The sequence below is a fragment of the Caulobacter rhizosphaerae genome (genome assembly GCF_010977555.1).
Classification (GTDB): Bacteria; Pseudomonadota; Alphaproteobacteria; order Caulobacterales; family Caulobacteraceae; genus Caulobacter; species Caulobacter rhizosphaerae.
On the sequence record NZ_CP048815.1, the window covers coordinates 4,960,879 to 4,975,177 of the forward strand.

General features: G+C 69.6%; 16 protein-coding genes and 1 pseudogene. 9 read left to right on the forward strand and 8 right to left on the reverse strand.

The annotated features are described in order from the left end of the window. Positions 1–3: 3 nt before the first annotated feature. From G3M57_RS22585 to G3M57_RS22600, 4 genes are read right to left on the reverse strand one after another with little or no spacing between them, the layout of a single operon-like run. Complete coding sequence (locus tag G3M57_RS22585) at positions 4–741, reverse strand: TVP38/TMEM64 family protein (protein WP_163233151.1); 738 nt, start codon at positions 739–741, stop codon at positions 4–6. Beyond that, on the reverse strand, positions 738–1,814 hold the full coding sequence (locus tag G3M57_RS22590; RefSeq protein ID WP_163233152.1) for a quinone-dependent dihydroorotate dehydrogenase: 1,077 nt from the start codon (positions 1,812–1,814) through the stop codon (positions 738–740). The genes G3M57_RS22585 and G3M57_RS22590 overlap by 4 nt, the downstream gene beginning before the upstream one ends. Before the next feature lie 10 nt (positions 1,815–1,824). Next, complete coding sequence (locus G3M57_RS22595; protein WP_163233153.1) at positions 1,825–2,169, reverse strand: DUF952 domain-containing protein; 345 nt, start codon at positions 2,167–2,169, stop codon at positions 1,825–1,827. Next, entirely contained in the window at positions 2,166–2,678 is a 513-nt protein-coding gene (locus G3M57_RS22600) for a SixA phosphatase family protein (protein WP_056762429.1), read from the reverse strand. The genes G3M57_RS22595 and G3M57_RS22600 overlap by 4 nt, the downstream gene beginning before the upstream one ends. Positions 2,679–2,754: 76 nt before the next feature. On the opposite strand from G3M57_RS22600, the gene metX reads away from it, so the two are divergent. From metX to G3M57_RS22615, 3 genes are read left to right on the forward strand one after another with little or no spacing between them, the layout of a single operon-like run. Next, entirely contained in the window at positions 2,755–3,912 is a 1,158-nt protein-coding gene (gene metX / locus G3M57_RS22605; RefSeq protein WP_163233154.1) for a homoserine O-acetyltransferase MetX, read from the forward strand. Beyond that, the gene (gene metW, locus G3M57_RS22610; RefSeq protein ID WP_056762425.1) at positions 3,909–4,577 is read left to right on the forward strand and encodes a methionine biosynthesis protein MetW; all 669 of its coding nucleotides are present in this window, start codon (positions 3,909–3,911) and stop codon (positions 4,575–4,577) included. The genes metX and metW overlap by 4 nt, the downstream gene beginning before the upstream one ends. Further along, positions 4,574–5,377, forward strand: coding sequence for an endonuclease/exonuclease/phosphatase family protein (locus G3M57_RS22615; RefSeq protein ID WP_163233155.1), 804 nt, complete (start codon positions 4,574–4,576; stop codon positions 5,375–5,377). Before metW ends, G3M57_RS22615 begins: the two co-directional genes overlap by 4 nt. Here G3M57_RS22615 and G3M57_RS22620 read toward each other — a convergent pair. Beyond that, positions 5,307–6,842 carry a phospholipase D-like domain-containing protein gene (locus G3M57_RS22620; RefSeq protein WP_163233156.1) on the reverse strand — a complete coding sequence of 512 codons (1,536 nt, stop codon included), beginning with the start codon at positions 6,840–6,842 and terminating at the stop codon, positions 5,307–5,309. The genes G3M57_RS22615 and G3M57_RS22620 overlap by 71 nt on opposite strands. A gap of 92 nt (positions 6,843–6,934) precedes the next feature. Here G3M57_RS22620 and G3M57_RS22625 point away from each other — a divergent pair, with 92 nt between their 5' ends. Then, the gene (locus G3M57_RS22625; RefSeq protein ID WP_163233157.1) at positions 6,935–8,491 is read left to right on the forward strand and encodes an MFS transporter; all 1,557 of its coding nucleotides are present in this window, start codon (positions 6,935–6,937) and stop codon (positions 8,489–8,491) included. A gap of 120 nt (positions 8,492–8,611) precedes the next feature. Here the strand turns inward: G3M57_RS22625 and G3M57_RS22630 are convergent, their stop codons facing one another. Continuing rightward, positions 8,612–8,956, reverse strand: a complete 345-nt coding sequence (locus G3M57_RS22630) for a P-II family nitrogen regulator (protein ID WP_056762418.1) — start codon at positions 8,954–8,956, stop codon at positions 8,612–8,614. Positions 8,957–8,985: 29 nt separating this feature from the next. Then, entirely contained in the window at positions 8,986–9,807 is an 822-nt protein-coding gene (locus G3M57_RS22635; RefSeq protein ID WP_163233158.1) for a class I SAM-dependent methyltransferase, read from the reverse strand. A gap of 97 nt (positions 9,808–9,904) precedes the next feature. Here G3M57_RS22635 and gloB point away from each other — a divergent pair, with 97 nt between their 5' ends. From gloB to G3M57_RS27635, 3 genes and pseudogenes are all read left to right on the forward strand, one after another. Next, positions 9,905–10,651 carry a hydroxyacylglutathione hydrolase gene (gene gloB, locus G3M57_RS22640; RefSeq protein WP_163233159.1) on the forward strand — a complete coding sequence of 249 codons (747 nt, stop codon included), beginning with the start codon at positions 9,905–9,907 and terminating at the stop codon, positions 10,649–10,651. Beyond that, positions 10,648–11,115 (forward strand): cupin domain-containing protein, encoded by a 468-nt coding sequence (locus G3M57_RS22645; RefSeq protein WP_163233160.1) that lies wholly within the window; start codon positions 10,648–10,650, stop codon positions 11,113–11,115. The genes gloB and G3M57_RS22645 overlap by 4 nt, the downstream gene beginning before the upstream one ends. Continuing rightward, positions 11,097–11,235: pseudogene (locus G3M57_RS27635) on the forward strand (hypothetical protein); the annotation flags it as partial. The gene G3M57_RS22645 and the pseudogene G3M57_RS27635, both read left to right, overlap by 19 nt. 33 nt (positions 11,236–11,268) lie before the next feature. Here the strand turns inward: G3M57_RS27635 and G3M57_RS22650 are convergent. After that, on the reverse strand, positions 11,269–13,170 hold the full coding sequence (locus tag G3M57_RS22650; RefSeq protein ID WP_163233161.1) for a peptide MFS transporter: 1,902 nt from the start codon (positions 13,168–13,170) through the stop codon (positions 11,269–11,271). A gap of 184 nt (positions 13,171–13,354) precedes the next feature. On the opposite strand from G3M57_RS22650, the gene G3M57_RS22655 reads away from it, so the two are divergent. Together G3M57_RS22655 and G3M57_RS22660 are read left to right on the forward strand one after the other, a co-directional pair. After that, positions 13,355–14,014: a DUF427 domain-containing protein gene (locus tag G3M57_RS22655; RefSeq protein ID WP_056762410.1), complete on the forward strand. Its 660-nt coding sequence runs from the start codon at positions 13,355–13,357 to the stop codon at positions 14,012–14,014. A gap of 112 nt (positions 14,015–14,126) precedes the next feature. Next, the gene (locus tag G3M57_RS22660) at positions 14,127–14,285 is read left to right on the forward strand and encodes a hypothetical protein (RefSeq protein ID WP_163228303.1); all 159 of its coding nucleotides are present in this window, start codon (positions 14,127–14,129) and stop codon (positions 14,283–14,285) included. Positions 14,286–14,299 lie beyond the last annotated feature (14 nt).

Here is a 14,299-nt window from a genome sequence, read left to right on the forward strand (position 1 = left end):
GGGTTACTTCACGTCTGGGGCTTGGGCAACGCGGCGGTTACGCCAATAGCGCCACAGGGGGGGCAGCAAGGCCAGGGCGCCCATCGCCGCGATCGGCAGGTAGATGCGCGGCGAGAACAGGGTGTGCATCGTCACGGGCTCGCCGCTGGCGAAGATGTGGCCCAGGCCCGCGCCGATGCCGGCATAGACGAACGAGCTGGGGATCATCCCCAGGAACGAGGCCAGCAGGTAGGTCCGCACGGGGATGTTCATCAGGCCCGAGGCGACATTGACCAGCAGCAGCGGGAAGGCGGGGATCAGTCGCAGGGTCAGCAGGTAGGAGAAGGCGTCGGCCTTGAAGCCCTCCTCGATCCGGGTCAGCAGGGCGCCGGGCTTCTGGCGCAGGAAGTCGCCGAAAGCCGTGCGGCAGACGAGATAGACTACGGTCGAGCCGCCGGTCGCTCCGGTCACCGCCGCCGCCCCGCCGCCGATCGGCCCGAACAGGAAGCCGCCGGTCAGGGACAGGATCAGGGCGCCCGGCAGCGAGATCGACACGGTGGCGACGTAGATCAGGATGTAGATCGCCGCGCACTTCAGCGGATTGGCCGCCGCGTAGGTCTGCAGGGCCTGTCCGTGGGCCTGCAGGGTCGCCAGGTCGAGCTTGCCGGCCAGGCCGCTGGCCAGGGCGAGGACCAGCAGGATCAGCAGGGCGCCCAGCGGCCCGAACCGGCGCAGCCAGGCCAGGGTGGCGTCGGGCGTCATCCCGCGCCGACCGCGTCGGTCGCCGAGGCGAAGCCTTCGGCGCGCAGCCTGGCGGCCAGCTCGCGCTTGATCCGCTGGACCAGGCCCGGGCCGCCATAGACCAGGGCCGAATAGAGCTGCACGGCGCTGGCGCCGGCCCTGATCTTGGCCAGGGCGTCGGCGCCGCTGGCGATCCCCCCCGCCCCGATCAGGGCCAGGCGGCCGCCGTTGGCGGCGTGGAACCGGGCCAGCATGGCGGTGGAAGCGGCCAGCAACGGCCGGCCGGAGAGGCCGCCGCTCTCGCCCTTGTGGGACGAGGCCAGGTCGGCGGGGCGCGCGATCGTGGTGTTGCTGACGATGATGCCGTTCAGGCCGTTGGCCGCGACGGTCTCGACGATGGCCTCGACCTCGCCGTCCTCCAGGTCGGGCGCGACCTTCAGGAAGATCGGATAGTCGACCGTGCTGGCCGCCTTCAGCAGGCCGCGCGCCTCGGCGATGCGGCCCAGCAGCTCCTCCAGCGCCGCCTTGGTCTGCAGGGCGCGCAGGCCGGGGGTGTTGGGCGAGGAGATGTTGACGGTGAAATAGTCCGACAGCCCCCACAGCCGCGTCAGGCCGGCGACATAGTCGGCGATGCGGTCGGCGGCGTCCTTATTGGCCCCGATATTGGCCCCAACCACGGGTCGCCGCCGTTCAGGAACGGGCGCAGCCTTCAGGGCCGACAGGCGCGCCGCGAACGGCTCCAGGCCCTCGTTGTTGAAGCCCATGCGGTTGATCACCGCCTGATCCTGCGTCAGGCGAAACAGCCGTGGCCGCGGATTGCCGGCCTGGGCCAGGGGCGTGACCGTGCCGCATTCCACGAAGCCGAAGCCGGCCTGGGACATGGCGGCGGGGACCTCGGCGTTCTTGTCGAAGCCGGCGGCGAGGCCCACGCAGTTGGACAGCGACAGGCCCGCGACCGTGCAGGCCAGGATCGGGTCGTCGACGTCGGACTGGCGCGGGCCCAGGCCCATCTTCAGGCCGCGGATCGCCCAGCCATGGGCGTCCTCGGGATCCAGCGCATGCAGGGCGCGGGCGGCGATGTCGTGCAAGGTCATTGGGGCAGGCTCATGCGGCCAGCTCGCCCAGGACCGGCGCGCCGTCGGCGTCCAGCGCGAGCGCCCGTTCGGCCGTCACCTCGTCCACCTTCAGCGCGCGGAACAGGTGCGGGAACAGGGCCCCGCCGCGCGAGGCCTCCCACTTCAGGGCCTCGCCCAGGTGGTCGGCCTCGACGGTCAGCAGCATCAGGTCGGACTGGCCCTTGAAATAGAGTTCAGCCGTCCGCTGGGCGGTGTCGTGGCCGGAGAAGTGGATGAAGCCGTCGGCCAGATCGACCGCCGAGCCGGCGAAGACGCCGGTCGCGCGAGCAGCGTCCCACTCGGCCCTGGGAAGGATCTTGTAGATCTTGCTCATTCGCCGCCGTGTCCGCCGTTTTCCGAAGCATAGAACAGGTGGCTCAAGGTCGGGGCTCCGTCGGGATCGATCGAAAACACCGCGACGGTCGCGGTGGGAAACTTGCCGCGCAACTGGGCCAGCCGGGCGGGATCGGCCGGGCCGCCCAGGGCCAGGCGCAGGGCCAGTTCGTGCAGGCCCGGATTGTGGCCCACCACCATGACCGTTCCCGTGTCGGGCGCCTCCTCGCGAATCGCCGCCAGCACGTCCTGGGCCTCGGCGTGGTAGAGGTCGCGGCGGGTGGCGGCGCGCGCCCTGGGAAAGGCCGGGGCGGCCGCGTCCCAGGTCTCGCGGGTGCGGCGAGCCGAGGAGACCAGGGCCAGGTCTGGCGACAGCCCGGCCTTGGCCAGGACCTTGGCCATCAGGGCCGCGTCGTTCTGGCCGCGCGGCGCCAGGGCGCGCTCGAAATCGCCGCCCGACGCGGCGTGCTGCTCGGCCTTGCCGTGGCGCATGAGGATCAGTCGGTCCATGATCCTCCATAGCCTTGACCGGAGCGCATCGGAAGCGCGCGGTTGACACGGAAGACGCCAAGCGGTCCAAGGCGGCATGGCTGAACTCGACTTCGCCGGACCTGTGCTGTCGGAAGGCGGAACCTGGCGGTTCCCGCCCCATCAACCCCTGCGGCTCGACTCCGGCGCCCAGCTGGAAAACCTGGAGATCGCCTACCGCACCTGGGGCGAGCTGAATGCGGACGGCACGAACGCCGTCCTGATCTGCCACGCCCTGACCGGCGACCAGCACGTGGCCGGAACCCACCCGGTCAGCGGCAAGCCCGGCTGGTGGACCCGCATGGTCGGCCACGGCCGGCCGATCGATCCGGCCAAGCACTTCATCATCTGCTCGAACGTGGTCGGCGGATGCATGGGCTCGACTGGTCCCGCCTCGATCAACCCGGCCACCGGCAAGGCCTACGGCCTGACCTTCCCGGTCATCACCATCGCCGACATGGTGCGCGGACAGGCCATGCTGGTCGAGGCCCTCGGGGTCGAAACCCTGCTGGCCGTGGTCGGCGGCTCGATGGGCGGCATGCAGGTCCAGCAATGGGCGGCCGACTATCCCGACAAGCTGTTCAGCGCGGTGATCGTCGCCTCGGCCTCGCGCCACTCGGCCCAGAACATCGCCTTCCACGAGGTGGGCCGCCAGGCGATCATGGCCGACCCCGACTGGAAGGCCGGCGCCTACGCGCAAGGCAAGTCACGGCCGGAAAAGGGCCTCGCCGTCGCCCGGATGGCCGCCCACATCACCTACCTGTCCGAACCGGCCCTGCAGCGGAAGTTCGGCCGCGAACTGCAGCGCGACGGCCTGTCGTGGGGCTTCGACGCCGACTTCCAGGTGGAGAGCTATCTGCGCCACCAGGGGGCCAGCTTCGTCGACCGCTTCGACGCCAACTCCTACCTCTACATCACCCGGGCCATGGACTATTTCGACTTGGCCGCCGCCCATGGCGGGGTGCTGGCCCAGGCGTTCGCCGGGGCGCGCCATGTGCGCTTCTGCGTGCTGTCGTTCACCAGCGACTGGCTCTATCCGACCGCCGAGAACCGCCACATCGTCCGCGCCCTGACCGCCGCCGGCTGCCGGGCGGCCTTCGTCGAGATCGAGAGCGACAAGGGCCACGACGCCTTCCTGCTGGACGAACCGGTGATGGACGCGGCGTTGCAGGGCTTCCTCGGCTCCGTCGAACGGGAGCGAGGCCTGTCCAAATGATCCGCGAGGACTTCAAGGAGATCCTGCGCCTGGTCCGCCCCGGCTCTCGCGTGCTGGACGTCGGCTGCGGCGAGGGCGTGCTGCTGGACCTGCTGACCCGGGAAAAGCAGGTCGACGGCCGCGGGCTGGAGATCAGCGCCGCCGGGGTCGCCGCCTGCATGTCGCGCGGCCTGTCGGTGGTGCAGGGCGACGCCGACCAGGACCTCGACCACTTCCCCGATCGCACCTTCGACTACGCCATCCTGTCCCAGACCCTGCAGGCGACGCGGCGGCCGCGCCACGTGCTGGACGAGCTGCTGCGGATCGCCGACCGGGCCGTGGTGTCGTTCCCCAATTTCGGCCACTGGCGGGTGCGCTGGTCGCTGCTGCACCGCGGCCGCATGCCCGAGACCGAGGCCCTGCCCCTGCCCTGGTGGTCGACGCCCAACATCCACCTGTGCACCCTGGCCGATTTCCTGGCCCTGACCGAGGACCTGGGGGTGCGCATCGACGCCTGCGCCGCCTTCGCGGGCAACGGCTCGGCCCGGCAGATCGACCCCACCAAGGCCATCGAGAACTGGCGCGCCGAAAGCTGCCTGTTCATGCTCAGCCGCAATCCTCCGCCGGTCCAAAGCTTGGCGCGGACGGAACCTCCAGCGACCTCAGGCGATCTCTTCGACGGATGAAGCTTCGTCTCATGACCTACAATGTCCACCGGTGCGTGGGCACGGATCGCAAGCTCGACGTCGAGCGTGTGGCCGAGGTCATCGCTGCGGAAAACGCCGACGTGGTGGCGCTTCAGGAGCTGGACGTCCGCCGGGCCCGCACCCGGGGCGTGGACCAGGTCCACCGCCTGGCCGAACTGCTGAAGATGCGCTCGCATTTCCATCCGGCCATGACGGTGGAGGAAGAGCTCTACGGCGACGCGATCCTGACCGCCCTGCCCGAGAAGAAGGTCAAGGCCGACGGCCTGCCGCTGTATCCGCGCATCCCCGGCCTGGAGCCGCGCGGCGCCATCTGGATCACGGTCGACGTCGGCGGAACGCCGGTGCAGATCATCAACACCCACCTGGGCCTGGTGCCCCAGGAGCAGAAGCGCCAGGCCGCCGCCCTGCTGGGCGAGCAATGGATGGCGCACGAGGACTGGAAGGCTCCGGGCATCCTGCTGGGCGATTTCAACGCCAGCCCCTATTCGGCGACCTACCGCCTGCTCAGGACCGTCCTGCGCGACGCCCAGGGCCGCAGCGCGTCGTGGACGAGGACGCCGACCGCGACCTTCCCCTCGAGCTTCCCGTTCATGCGCATCGACCACGTCTTCCTGACCAAGGGCCTGGAGACGGTGGCGGTGCGCTCGCCTTACGGGTCGCTGGCCCGGGCGGCCTCGGACCACCTGCCGCTGGTGGTCGACCTGGAAATCAGTCCTGCAGGTGATCCGGCAGGATCGGCGACTGGTGATCGTCCATCAGGCGGTGCAGCTCGCGCTTGAGCCGCTTGCGACGGCCCCAAGGCCGCCAGGCGTCGGTGGGCGAGATGGCGTCGCCCAGGCTCCAGTCGGCGATGAACTGCTGGACGCCGGTCAGCGGCTTGACCGGCACCGGCGCCAGGCGGCGCGGCTGGCCGTCCTTGCGATCCAGTTCGTTGATCGTCGCGGCCAGGCCGCCCAGGCGGTCGTAGGTCTCCAGCACATAGCCGGTCTCATGGTCGAGGAAGTGGCCGATCAGCCGCCCCAGAAAGGCGCGAACCGCGGCGCGGCTGGTCTCGTCGGTCCCCTCGAAGGCGATGTCGCACTCGGTGTCCAGCCCGATCGAGCGGTTGTTGAGGTTGGCCGAGCCCAGGCGCAGCACCCGGTCGTCCATGATCGCCACCTTGGAGTGGACGATGATCGTCGCGCCCTTCGGCGTGCGGGCGCTGAAGGCCGAGAAGCGGCCGTGGACGTCGATCTCGCGCAGGCGGTTGATGGCCGAGGTGCGGGCGCTGTCCATGGTCATCTGGTCGAAATAGCTGGGGCTGTGGGCCGGGCCGACCGTCACCACCTCGGGCCCGTCCGGCTCGGCCAGGCGGTCGGCCAGGGCTTCGACGATGATCGGCGAGGTCAGGTACTGGTTCTCCAGATAGACCAGCCGCTTGGCCACCTTGATGCTGGCCAGGTGCATCAGCATCGACTCGTTGATCTCGGCGTCGTCCTTCCAGGCCGGCTGGGTGCGGCAGACGGCGACCGGAACGTTGCGGAGATCCGGCGTCAGATAGTCCGGCCAGGGCGCTTCCTCGGGCTTTTCCGAGCGCTCCAGCGACTCGCCCGTCGACCGGACCCAGCGGGCGATGAACAGGTCGCCCAGGGCCTCTGCCGCCTTGCCGTCGACCATCGCCGCCACCTCGTGGCGAGCCGGGTAGTGGCGGCCGGTCGGCAGGCGGCGGCGCGGGTCGTTGTCCAGGTGCTGGGTGGTGTCCCAGCGATCGACGCCGATGTCGCCGCCGCTGACCAGGGCCACCGAGCCGTCGACCACGACTACCTTCTGGTGATGGCTGGCGCTGGCCGGCAGGGTGTTGTCCAGGTGGTACTTCACCCGTGAGCCGGTGAAGAACACCTGGCCGCGATGAGGTCCGAACAGCTGCGAGGCGGCGATCGGGAAGGGCATGTCCCAGACCAGGATCCGCACGTCGAGCGCCGGGTTCAGGGCCGCCTGGCGGCGCAGCAGCAGGCCGATGCGGTCCACGTGCCGGGGGTCCCGGCTCTTGCGGACCCGGTCGGGATCCAGGCGCGTCAGCGGGTCGAACACCCAGGCCAGGATCCAGATCGACTTCTTGGCCGTCAGCAGGATGGACTTCAGCGCGTCGAACGCCTCGTCATTGTCGATGAACAGCGCCAACCGGTCGGCCTGCTCCACGCGCCAGCAGGTGGCGCCGGGCCTGAGCAGGGAAGCGGAGGTAAGCGAGGATGCGTCGTCGGCCATATCGCCCCTTGTGCCATGGAAATTCGTCAACGCACGGACCCATGTTATGGCTCCGCTTGGATTGAATGCTGACCCATGTTTGTTGAACGCCGATGACCGCCCAGACGCCCGCCCACCACGTCCTCGCCGACCGCAAGCGCCTGTGGGCCTTCTGGCTGGGCTGCCTGGTGGTCACGGCCGGGGTGATCCTGCACGTGCCGATGTACCTGATGGGGGCCGACATCGGCTACCAGCTGGCCGGCATGAAGATGGACCTGGGCATGACCGTGGGCATGCTGATCATCCCGCCCGGCTGCGCCCTGGCCGGCTGGGGCCTGCTGCCCCGGCGCGGCGTCGACCATCACCTGGAGCACACGATCGAGGTCACCCCGCCCGAGGACGCGCCGCTGTCCGCGGCCCATTGGGGCCTGATGCTGGTGCTGGTGGTGGCCCTGATCATCGACATCATGAAGCCGGCCAGCCTGGGCTTCGTAGTGCCCGGCATGATCAAGGAGTACGGGGTGACCAAGGCCATGGTCGCCTGGCTGCCGTTCGCCGCCCTGACCGGCACCGTGGCCGGCTCGATCATCTGGGGCGCCCTGGCGGACGTCTTCGGGCGGCGGGCCTCGATCCTGCTGTCGGCGGTGATGTTCGTCGGCACCTCGATCTGCGGGGCCATGCCCGATTTCTGGTGGAACGTGATCATGTGCTTCATGATGGGCGCGGCGGCCGGCGGGCTGCTGCCGGTGGTCTACGCCCTGCTGGCCGAGACCATGCCGTCCAAGCACCGCGGCTGGGCCCTGGTGCTGGTCGGCGGCCTGGGGGCGGTGGGCGGCTACCTGGCCTCGTCCGGCTGCTCGGCCTGGCTGCAGCCGGTGTTCGGCTGGCGGATCATGTGGTTCCTGAACCTGCCGACCGGCCTGATCCTGATCGCCCTGTCCGGCTTCATTCCCGAATCGGCCAAGTTCCTGATGGCCATTGGCCGCCTCGACGCCGCCCATGCGGTGATGAAGCGGTTCGGCTCGGTCGTCCGCGAGAAGGAGGACAGGCCCGAGGACCACCACCACGTCCTGACGTCGCCGCCGGTCGAGCGGCGCTTCATGGGCAAGACCGCGGCCCTGAGCATCGCCGCCGTGGCGTGGGGCCTGGTCAATTTCGGCCTGCTGCTGTGGCTGCCGGCCGAGCTGGTCGCCGAGGGCCACAGCGTCGGCGTCTCAAGCCAGCTGCTGGCCAAGTCGGCCCTGATCGCCTTCCCGACGGTCTTCGTGTGCGCCTTCCTCTACAGCCGCTGGAGCACCAAGTGGTCGATGGCCGCGACGATCGCGGTCAGCGCCCTGGGCGTGGCCGGCGTGTTGACCATCGGCCCCGGCGTCAGCCCGGTGCTGCCGGTGGCCCTGATGATCATCGGCACGAACGGCCTGCTGGCCATCCTGCTGCCCTACACCGCCGAGAGCTTCCCCCTACGGATCCGCGGCCGCGCCACGGGCTGGGTGGCGGCGTGCAGCAAGTCGGGCGGGCTGATCGCCCAGCTGCTGGGCATCCTGGCCGCCGTGCCGCCCCTGAAGGTCGCCGCCCTGATGATCATCGCGCCCCTGGCCCTGGCCCTGGCCCTGGTGGCCTGGTTCGGCACCGAGACGCGCGGCCGGGACCTGCGGGAACTGGAGAGGTAGGCGCCCTGCGTCCTTCGAGGCCCGCTACGCGGGCGCCTCAGGATGAGGAGATCAAAGCCAATCCAACATCCTCATCCTGAGGTGCGAGCCACAGGCGAGCCTCGAAGGACGCAGTGAGGATCAGCCCGCGATGGCCGCGGCGTCGCGTTCGCCGGTACGGATGCGCAGGGCCTGTTCCAGGTCCATGACGAACACCTTGCCGTCGCCGATCTTGCCGGTGTTGGCGGTGCGCTGCAGGGCCTCGACCACCGGCTCGACCACGTCGGTGGGCACGGCGATCTCCAGCTTGACCTTGGGCAGCAGCTTCACCTCGTACTCGGCGCCGCGATAGACTTCGGTCTTGCCCTTCTGTCGGCCGTAGCCGCGGACCTCGGTGACCGTCAGGCCCGAGGCGCCCGCCTCGGTGACCGCCTCAAGCACGGCGTCCAGGCGACTGGGCTTGATAACGGCGACGATCATCTTCATGGCGCGGCTCCCGCTGGCGTCGGCTTGTTCTACGACTTGAAGCTAGGCCCGGGAATCGACGGCTCCAAGGGCTTTGCGGCATTTAGAGTACCCGGCGCCTTTCGAACAGGCGCCGCCCGGACCGGAGCGGGGCCGCCCGGCGAGGGCGCAAGCACCCCCGGCGCGAAAACCCGCACGCGGGCCCGGCTGCCCCGTGGCTTGACCGCGAAGGTCTGCTTGACGGCCTCCATCAGGATCAGACCGGCGAAACGCGGCCACAGGCGGGCGCCGACCTGCTCGAATCCCTCGGCCCAGCGTGCGGCCACGCCCATGGGCGGAGCGTAGAGCGCCCGCGTCCAGCCGGCGGGCTCCAGGTCGGCCTCCCGCAGCAGGGCCTCCAGCTGATGGCGGCTGAACGGCCGGCCGTGGCCGAACGGCGTGCTCTCGGCCCCGGCCCACAGGCCGTCGCGCGACGCCACCGCGACGATCAGCCGGCCGGACGGCGCCATGACCCGCCAGAGCTCGCGCAGCACCGCGCCCGGATCGTCGGCCTCCTCCAGCGCGTGGACCGCCAGGATCCGGTCGAACATGGCGTTGGGGAACGGCAGGGCGGTCTCCTCGACCAGGGTCGCGGCGTTGGCCCCGCCGGAGGGCCAGACCTCGACGCCCTGGGCCGCCGGCATGGCCGCCACCACCCGGCGCGCCTGGGGGCGGGCCTTGTCGAGGAACGGCGTGGCGTAGCCCAGGCCCAGCACGTCCAGCCCGCGCGCGTCGCCCCACGCCTCCTCGACCTTGCGGCCCAGCATCTCGCGGGCCGCGCGTCCGAGCGGACTGGCGTAGAAGGCTCTGAGATCGAGCACGTCGCGGCGCATTGAGTCTCCCGATCGATCGCATCATCTATGTAGGCGGGCGGGTCCCTGGCGTCACGTCCCGCCCCACGAGAGCATGGCCCTGTCCGGAGTCGAAACCATGTCGCTGACCGTTCACCAGTTTCCCTGCCTGTCGGACAATTACGGCTTTCTCGTGCGCGACGACGCCACCGGGACGACGGCGACGATCGACACGCCCGACGCCGACGCGATCCTGGCGGAACTGGGCAAGCTGGGCTGGACGCTGGACCTGATCCTCAACACCCACTGGCATCCGGACCACGCCGGCGGCAACGCGGCGATCCAGGCGGCGACCGGCGCGACGATCGTCGGCCCCCAGGAGGTGACCCGGATCGCGCCGCTGGACCGCGCGGTGGGTCAGGGCGACACGGTGATGCTGGGCGAGACGCCCCTGTCGGTGATCGACACCGGCGGCCATACTTTGGGGCACATCGCCTATCACGACGCCGCGGATCGCATCGCCTTCGTCGGCGACACCCTGTTCGCCTTGGGCTGCGGCCGCTTGTTCGAGGGCACGGCCGAGCAGATGTGGGGGTCGCTGTCCAGGCTGACCGCTCTGCCGGACGACACCACCGTCTATTGCGCCCACGAATACACCGCCTCCAACGCCCGCTTCGCCCTGTCGGTGGACGACGCCCCGGCGCTCAAGGATCGGGCCGAGGCGGTGTTCGCCGCCCGCGAGCGGGGTCAGCCGACCGTGCCGACCACCATCGGCCTGGAGAAGGCGACCAATCCCTTCTTGCGCGCGCCGCTGCTGCGCCCCCATCTGCCGCCGGCCGAGGCGTTCGGCGAGATTCGCGCCGCCAAGGACGGCTTCAAGGGATGAGCTTTATGGGTTCTGGCCCCCAGGGCCTTTCCGGGGATCTGGGCGGCAAGGAGATCGTCCGCCTGCTCGACCTTCAGCCGCACCCCGAGGGCGGCTGGTATCGCCGGACCTTCGAGGACGAGACGCTGATCGACGGCCGTCCGGCCTCGACCGCGATCTACTACCTGCTGCAGGCCGAGGAGATGTCGGCATGGCACCGGATCGACGCTGTCGAGACCTGGCACTGGTACGCCGGCGCGCCGATCTCCCTGACCCTGGCCCCGCCCGACGGCGTCGGCATGACCGCCCACACCCTGGGCCCGGACCTGCGCGCCGGCTGCCGGCCGCAGCTGATCGTGCCGACCGGCTGGTGGCAGACCGCCGTCAGTCTGGGGGCCTGGACCCTGGTCGGCTGCACCGTGGCGCCGGGCTTCCGGTTCGAGGGCTTCGAACTGGCGCCGGAGGGATGGCGGCCGATGGCATAGGCTTCGCGTCCTTCGAGACTCGGCTACGCCTCGCACCTCAGGATGAGGACTTCAGCAAACGCTCCTCATCCTGAGGCGCCCGCGCGGCGGGCCTCGAAGGACGCAGAGCGCCACCAAGAAAAAAGGCCCCGGAGCGATCCGGGGCCTTTTGCCTTACGGCGCGACCGAAGCCGGTTCGGCGGCGAGTTCGGGGTTGGTGTCGTCCGAGCCGTGCGACCACTTCTTGAGGATCGGCGACAGGGCCAGGAACAGCACGCCGATGGCGATCGCCACCAGGCCGATGACCTTGAACACCAGCAGCGACTGGGTCATGGCCGCGGCCGGGTCCAGCACCTGGCCGCCGATGGTCTCGCTGGAGGCGATGGCCGCGATCCAGCTGCCGAACAGGTTGGCCATGGCCAGGGCCATGTACCAGACGGCCATGACGAACGAGACGATCGACAGCGGCGACAGCTTGGTCATCTGCGACAGCCCCACCGGCGACATGAACATCTCGCCGGAGGTGTGCAGCATGTACATCAGGATCAGGAAGATCAGCGGCATCCGGAACGCGCCGTCGGCGAAGTGGGCGCCGATCAGCAGGATCAGGAAGCCCGCCCCCACCTGGATCAGCGACAGGCCGAACTTGACCATCGGCCCCGGATTGCGGCCGCGCCGGCCCAGCACCGTCCAGAGGGCGGCGAACACCGGGGCGAAGATCAGGATCCAGCCGGCGTTGATCGCCTGGGTCTGAGCGGCGTTGAAGGCGGTGTTGACCCACAGCTTGCCCGCCGGGTTCAGGCCCGCCGCCGTCAGTTGCTCGGGCGAGCCCAGCACGACGGCGCCGCCGAACCACTGCACCGGGTGCGACAGCAGGGTCAGGTTGACGTTGGTGGCGGCGAACAGGTTCAGGGACGAGCCGGCCTGTTCGAACAGGGTCCAGAACACCACCGCGCCCAGCACCAGCACCGTGGCCAGCAGCAGCCGCTCGCGCTCGACCTTCTCGCACTTGGCGAAGGCGAACCACAGGATGTAGCCCAGCGAGCCGAACATGCCGGCGACCAGGGTGGCGCTGACCACCGGGGTGTACTGCACCAGGAAGAAGATCAGCCCGACCACGCCCAGCGAGGCGGCGTAGATCAGGCCCTCGCGGTTGACCGGCCCCAGGACCGGGGCCTTCAGCTTGGGCAGTTCCGGCGGCTCGCCCTTGCCCAGCAGCCAGGGCTTGCCCAGCACGAAGGCCACGAAGCCGGCCAGCATGCCCAGGCCCGCGGCCCCGAAGCCCGCCGACCAGCCGAAATTGACGCCGAGCAGGCCGCAAAGGATCGCCGCCCAGAACGAACCCAGGTTGATGCCGTAGTAATAGAGGGTGAAACCCGGATCGCGGCGCGGGTCGCCCTGCGGATAGAGCTGGCCGACCAGGGTGGCGACATTGGCTTTCATGAAGCCGACGCCCACGATGATCAGCGCCAGGGCCAGCCAGAAGATGTTCAGGTACAGCGGGTCGCGGTCCTTGACGCCCAGCTTGTACTGGCCCTTGGGCAGGACGCCGGGCAGCGCGGCTTGCGCCGGCAGGTTCTTGATCTCGAAGTCGCCCTTGTCGTTGGCGGCGACCTCATAGGGCTTGTCGCCCACGATGATCCTGGCCACGCGCGCCTCCCCGCGGCCCTCGACCTTGAAGTCGTAGGTCTGGCTGGCGTAGGTCAGCGTCTGGGTGGCCGGATGGCCCTCGACCGCCATGGCCAGGTGCCCGGCCACCAGCAGGATGGCGCCGAAGGCCACGGCCTTGCGGGTGCCCAGATAGCGGTCGGCCAGGAAGCCGCCGAGCAGCGGCACGATATAGACCAGGGAGGTGTAGGAGCCGTAGTGGCCGCTGGCGACCTTGGGGTCGAACAGGAAGTGCTGGGTCAGGTAGAAGATCAGCAGCCCGCGCATGCCGTAGTACGAGAAGCGCTCCCACATCTCAGCCAGGAAGCAGATGATCAGGCCGCGCGGATGGCCTCGCAGCAGCTGGATGAGCACGGGTACGCCGGTCACCAGGGTGACCAGAATGCCGACGGCGACAACGATATTCATTCACGAACCTTGAAACGTACAAGCGGTGGGGCGACCAGCAGGTGGTTTCGCCCTCCCCTCCCCAATTGGCGGGGAGAAGATCACGGCGCTTTGCGTTTCACAAGCAATGGCTTGCCGCGCCGGAGCCCCGTTCCCGTCCCGCGCGTTTGATAGGCGTCACCTCGTCTCACGGGAGAATTCAGCCATGGACGCCACCCATCAGGACCATCCGATCACCTGCGCCAAGGAGCCCGGCCGGGTCCAGGTGCTGTTCGAGGGCCACAGCATCGCCACCAGCGACGACGTGCTGGTGCTGCGCGAGGAAGGGCATGACCCCGTCCGCTACTTCCCGCGCGAGCACGTGGCCATGGCCTTCCTGAAGAAGACCGACAAGGTCACCCACTGTCCCCACAAGGGCCAGGCCTCGTACTACACGATCATGCGCGACCGGCAGATCATCGAGAACGCCGTCTGGTCGTACGAGGACCCGCTGCCCGGCATGGGCCAGATCGCCGGCCGGCTGGCCTTCTATCCCGAGCATTTCGACTTCCAGGTCGGCGCCCAGTCGGCGTCGGACACCGAGGCGCTCGAGCACGGCCGGACGGAGGCGGCCAACGCGCCGGGGAGCAACGGCCGGCCCGACTCGGGTTGGGCGCCAGCCCAGGGTCGCGGGGCGGAGCGCTCGTTCGCGCCCGGCGTCGACGAGGTGGTCCGGCATACCGACAGCGGCTCGGGCGCCAGCCAGGCCGAGCATTGGGACGCCAACGTCTCGATGCCGGACGACGAGGCCTGGGAAGGCGACGACATCCGCGAGGACCGCCCTCCGACGGTGGCCAAGCCTTACGAGGGAACCGGATCGATCTGAACGCCGCCGTGGAACCTCGAGCGTAAAACGTTCGTTAACCTATGAAGCGCTGCAATGACCGCAACACTCGAGCTTGAAGCCTCCCCAAGAGAGGCGTCCTGGGAGAAACGTCGTGGCTTACATCGGTTATGATTCCGGTTTGCGTCCCCCTTCCGGCCGGACGCAGTCCCGCCCCGCCCGCGCCAGGTTCGCCTGGGAACGGCTGGGGCTGGTGGCGGCCAGCATCCTGGCCTGGGTCGCGATCATCGCCGGGGTCCGCGCGATCCTCTAGGGCGGCGCGCTGGG

Excerpts from the sequence above, each read along its gene's own strand:
- G3M57_RS22620 (WP_163233156.1), bottom strand. The coding sequence starts at position 6,842 with ATGGCCGACGACGCATCCTCGCTTACCTCCGCTTCCCTGCTCAGGCCC.
- metW (WP_056762425.1), top strand. The coding sequence starts at position 3,909 with ATGATCCGCGAGGACTTCAAGGAGATCCTGCGCCTGGTCCGCCCCGGC.
- metX (WP_163233154.1), top strand. The coding sequence starts at position 2,755 with ATGGCTGAACTCGACTTCGCCGGACCTGTGCTGTCGGAAGGCGGAACC.
- G3M57_RS22600 (WP_056762429.1), bottom strand. The coding sequence starts at position 2,678 with ATGGACCGACTGATCCTCATGCGCCACGGCAAGGCCGAGCAGCACGCC.
- G3M57_RS22595 (WP_163233153.1), bottom strand. The coding sequence starts at position 2,169 with ATGAGCAAGATCTACAAGATCCTTCCCAGGGCCGAGTGGGACGCTGCT.
- gloB (WP_163233159.1), top strand. The coding sequence starts at position 9,905 with ATGTCGCTGACCGTTCACCAGTTTCCCTGCCTGTCGGACAATTACGGC.
- G3M57_RS22645 (WP_163233160.1), top strand. The coding sequence starts at position 10,648 with ATGAGCTTTATGGGTTCTGGCCCCCAGGGCCTTTCCGGGGATCTGGGC.
- G3M57_RS22650 (WP_163233161.1), bottom strand. The coding sequence starts at position 13,170 with ATGAATATCGTTGTCGCCGTCGGCATTCTGGTCACCCTGGTGACCGGC.
- G3M57_RS22630 (WP_056762418.1), bottom strand. The coding sequence starts at position 8,956 with ATGAAGATGATCGTCGCCGTTATCAAGCCCAGTCGCCTGGACGCCGTG.
- G3M57_RS22585 (WP_163233151.1), bottom strand. The coding sequence starts at position 741 with ATGACGCCCGACGCCACCCTGGCCTGGCTGCGCCGGTTCGGGCCGCTG.
- G3M57_RS22635 (WP_163233158.1), bottom strand. The coding sequence starts at position 9,807 with ATGCGCCGCGACGTGCTCGATCTCAGAGCCTTCTACGCCAGTCCGCTC.
- G3M57_RS22625 (WP_163233157.1), top strand. The coding sequence starts at position 6,935 with ATGACCGCCCAGACGCCCGCCCACCACGTCCTCGCCGACCGCAAGCGC.
- G3M57_RS22590 (WP_163233152.1), bottom strand. The coding sequence starts at position 1,814 with ATGACCTTGCACGACATCGCCGCCCGCGCCCTGCATGCGCTGGATCCC.
- G3M57_RS22615 (WP_163233155.1), top strand. The coding sequence starts at position 4,574 with ATGAAGCTTCGTCTCATGACCTACAATGTCCACCGGTGCGTGGGCACG.
- G3M57_RS22655 (WP_056762410.1), top strand. The coding sequence starts at position 13,355 with ATGGACGCCACCCATCAGGACCATCCGATCACCTGCGCCAAGGAGCCC.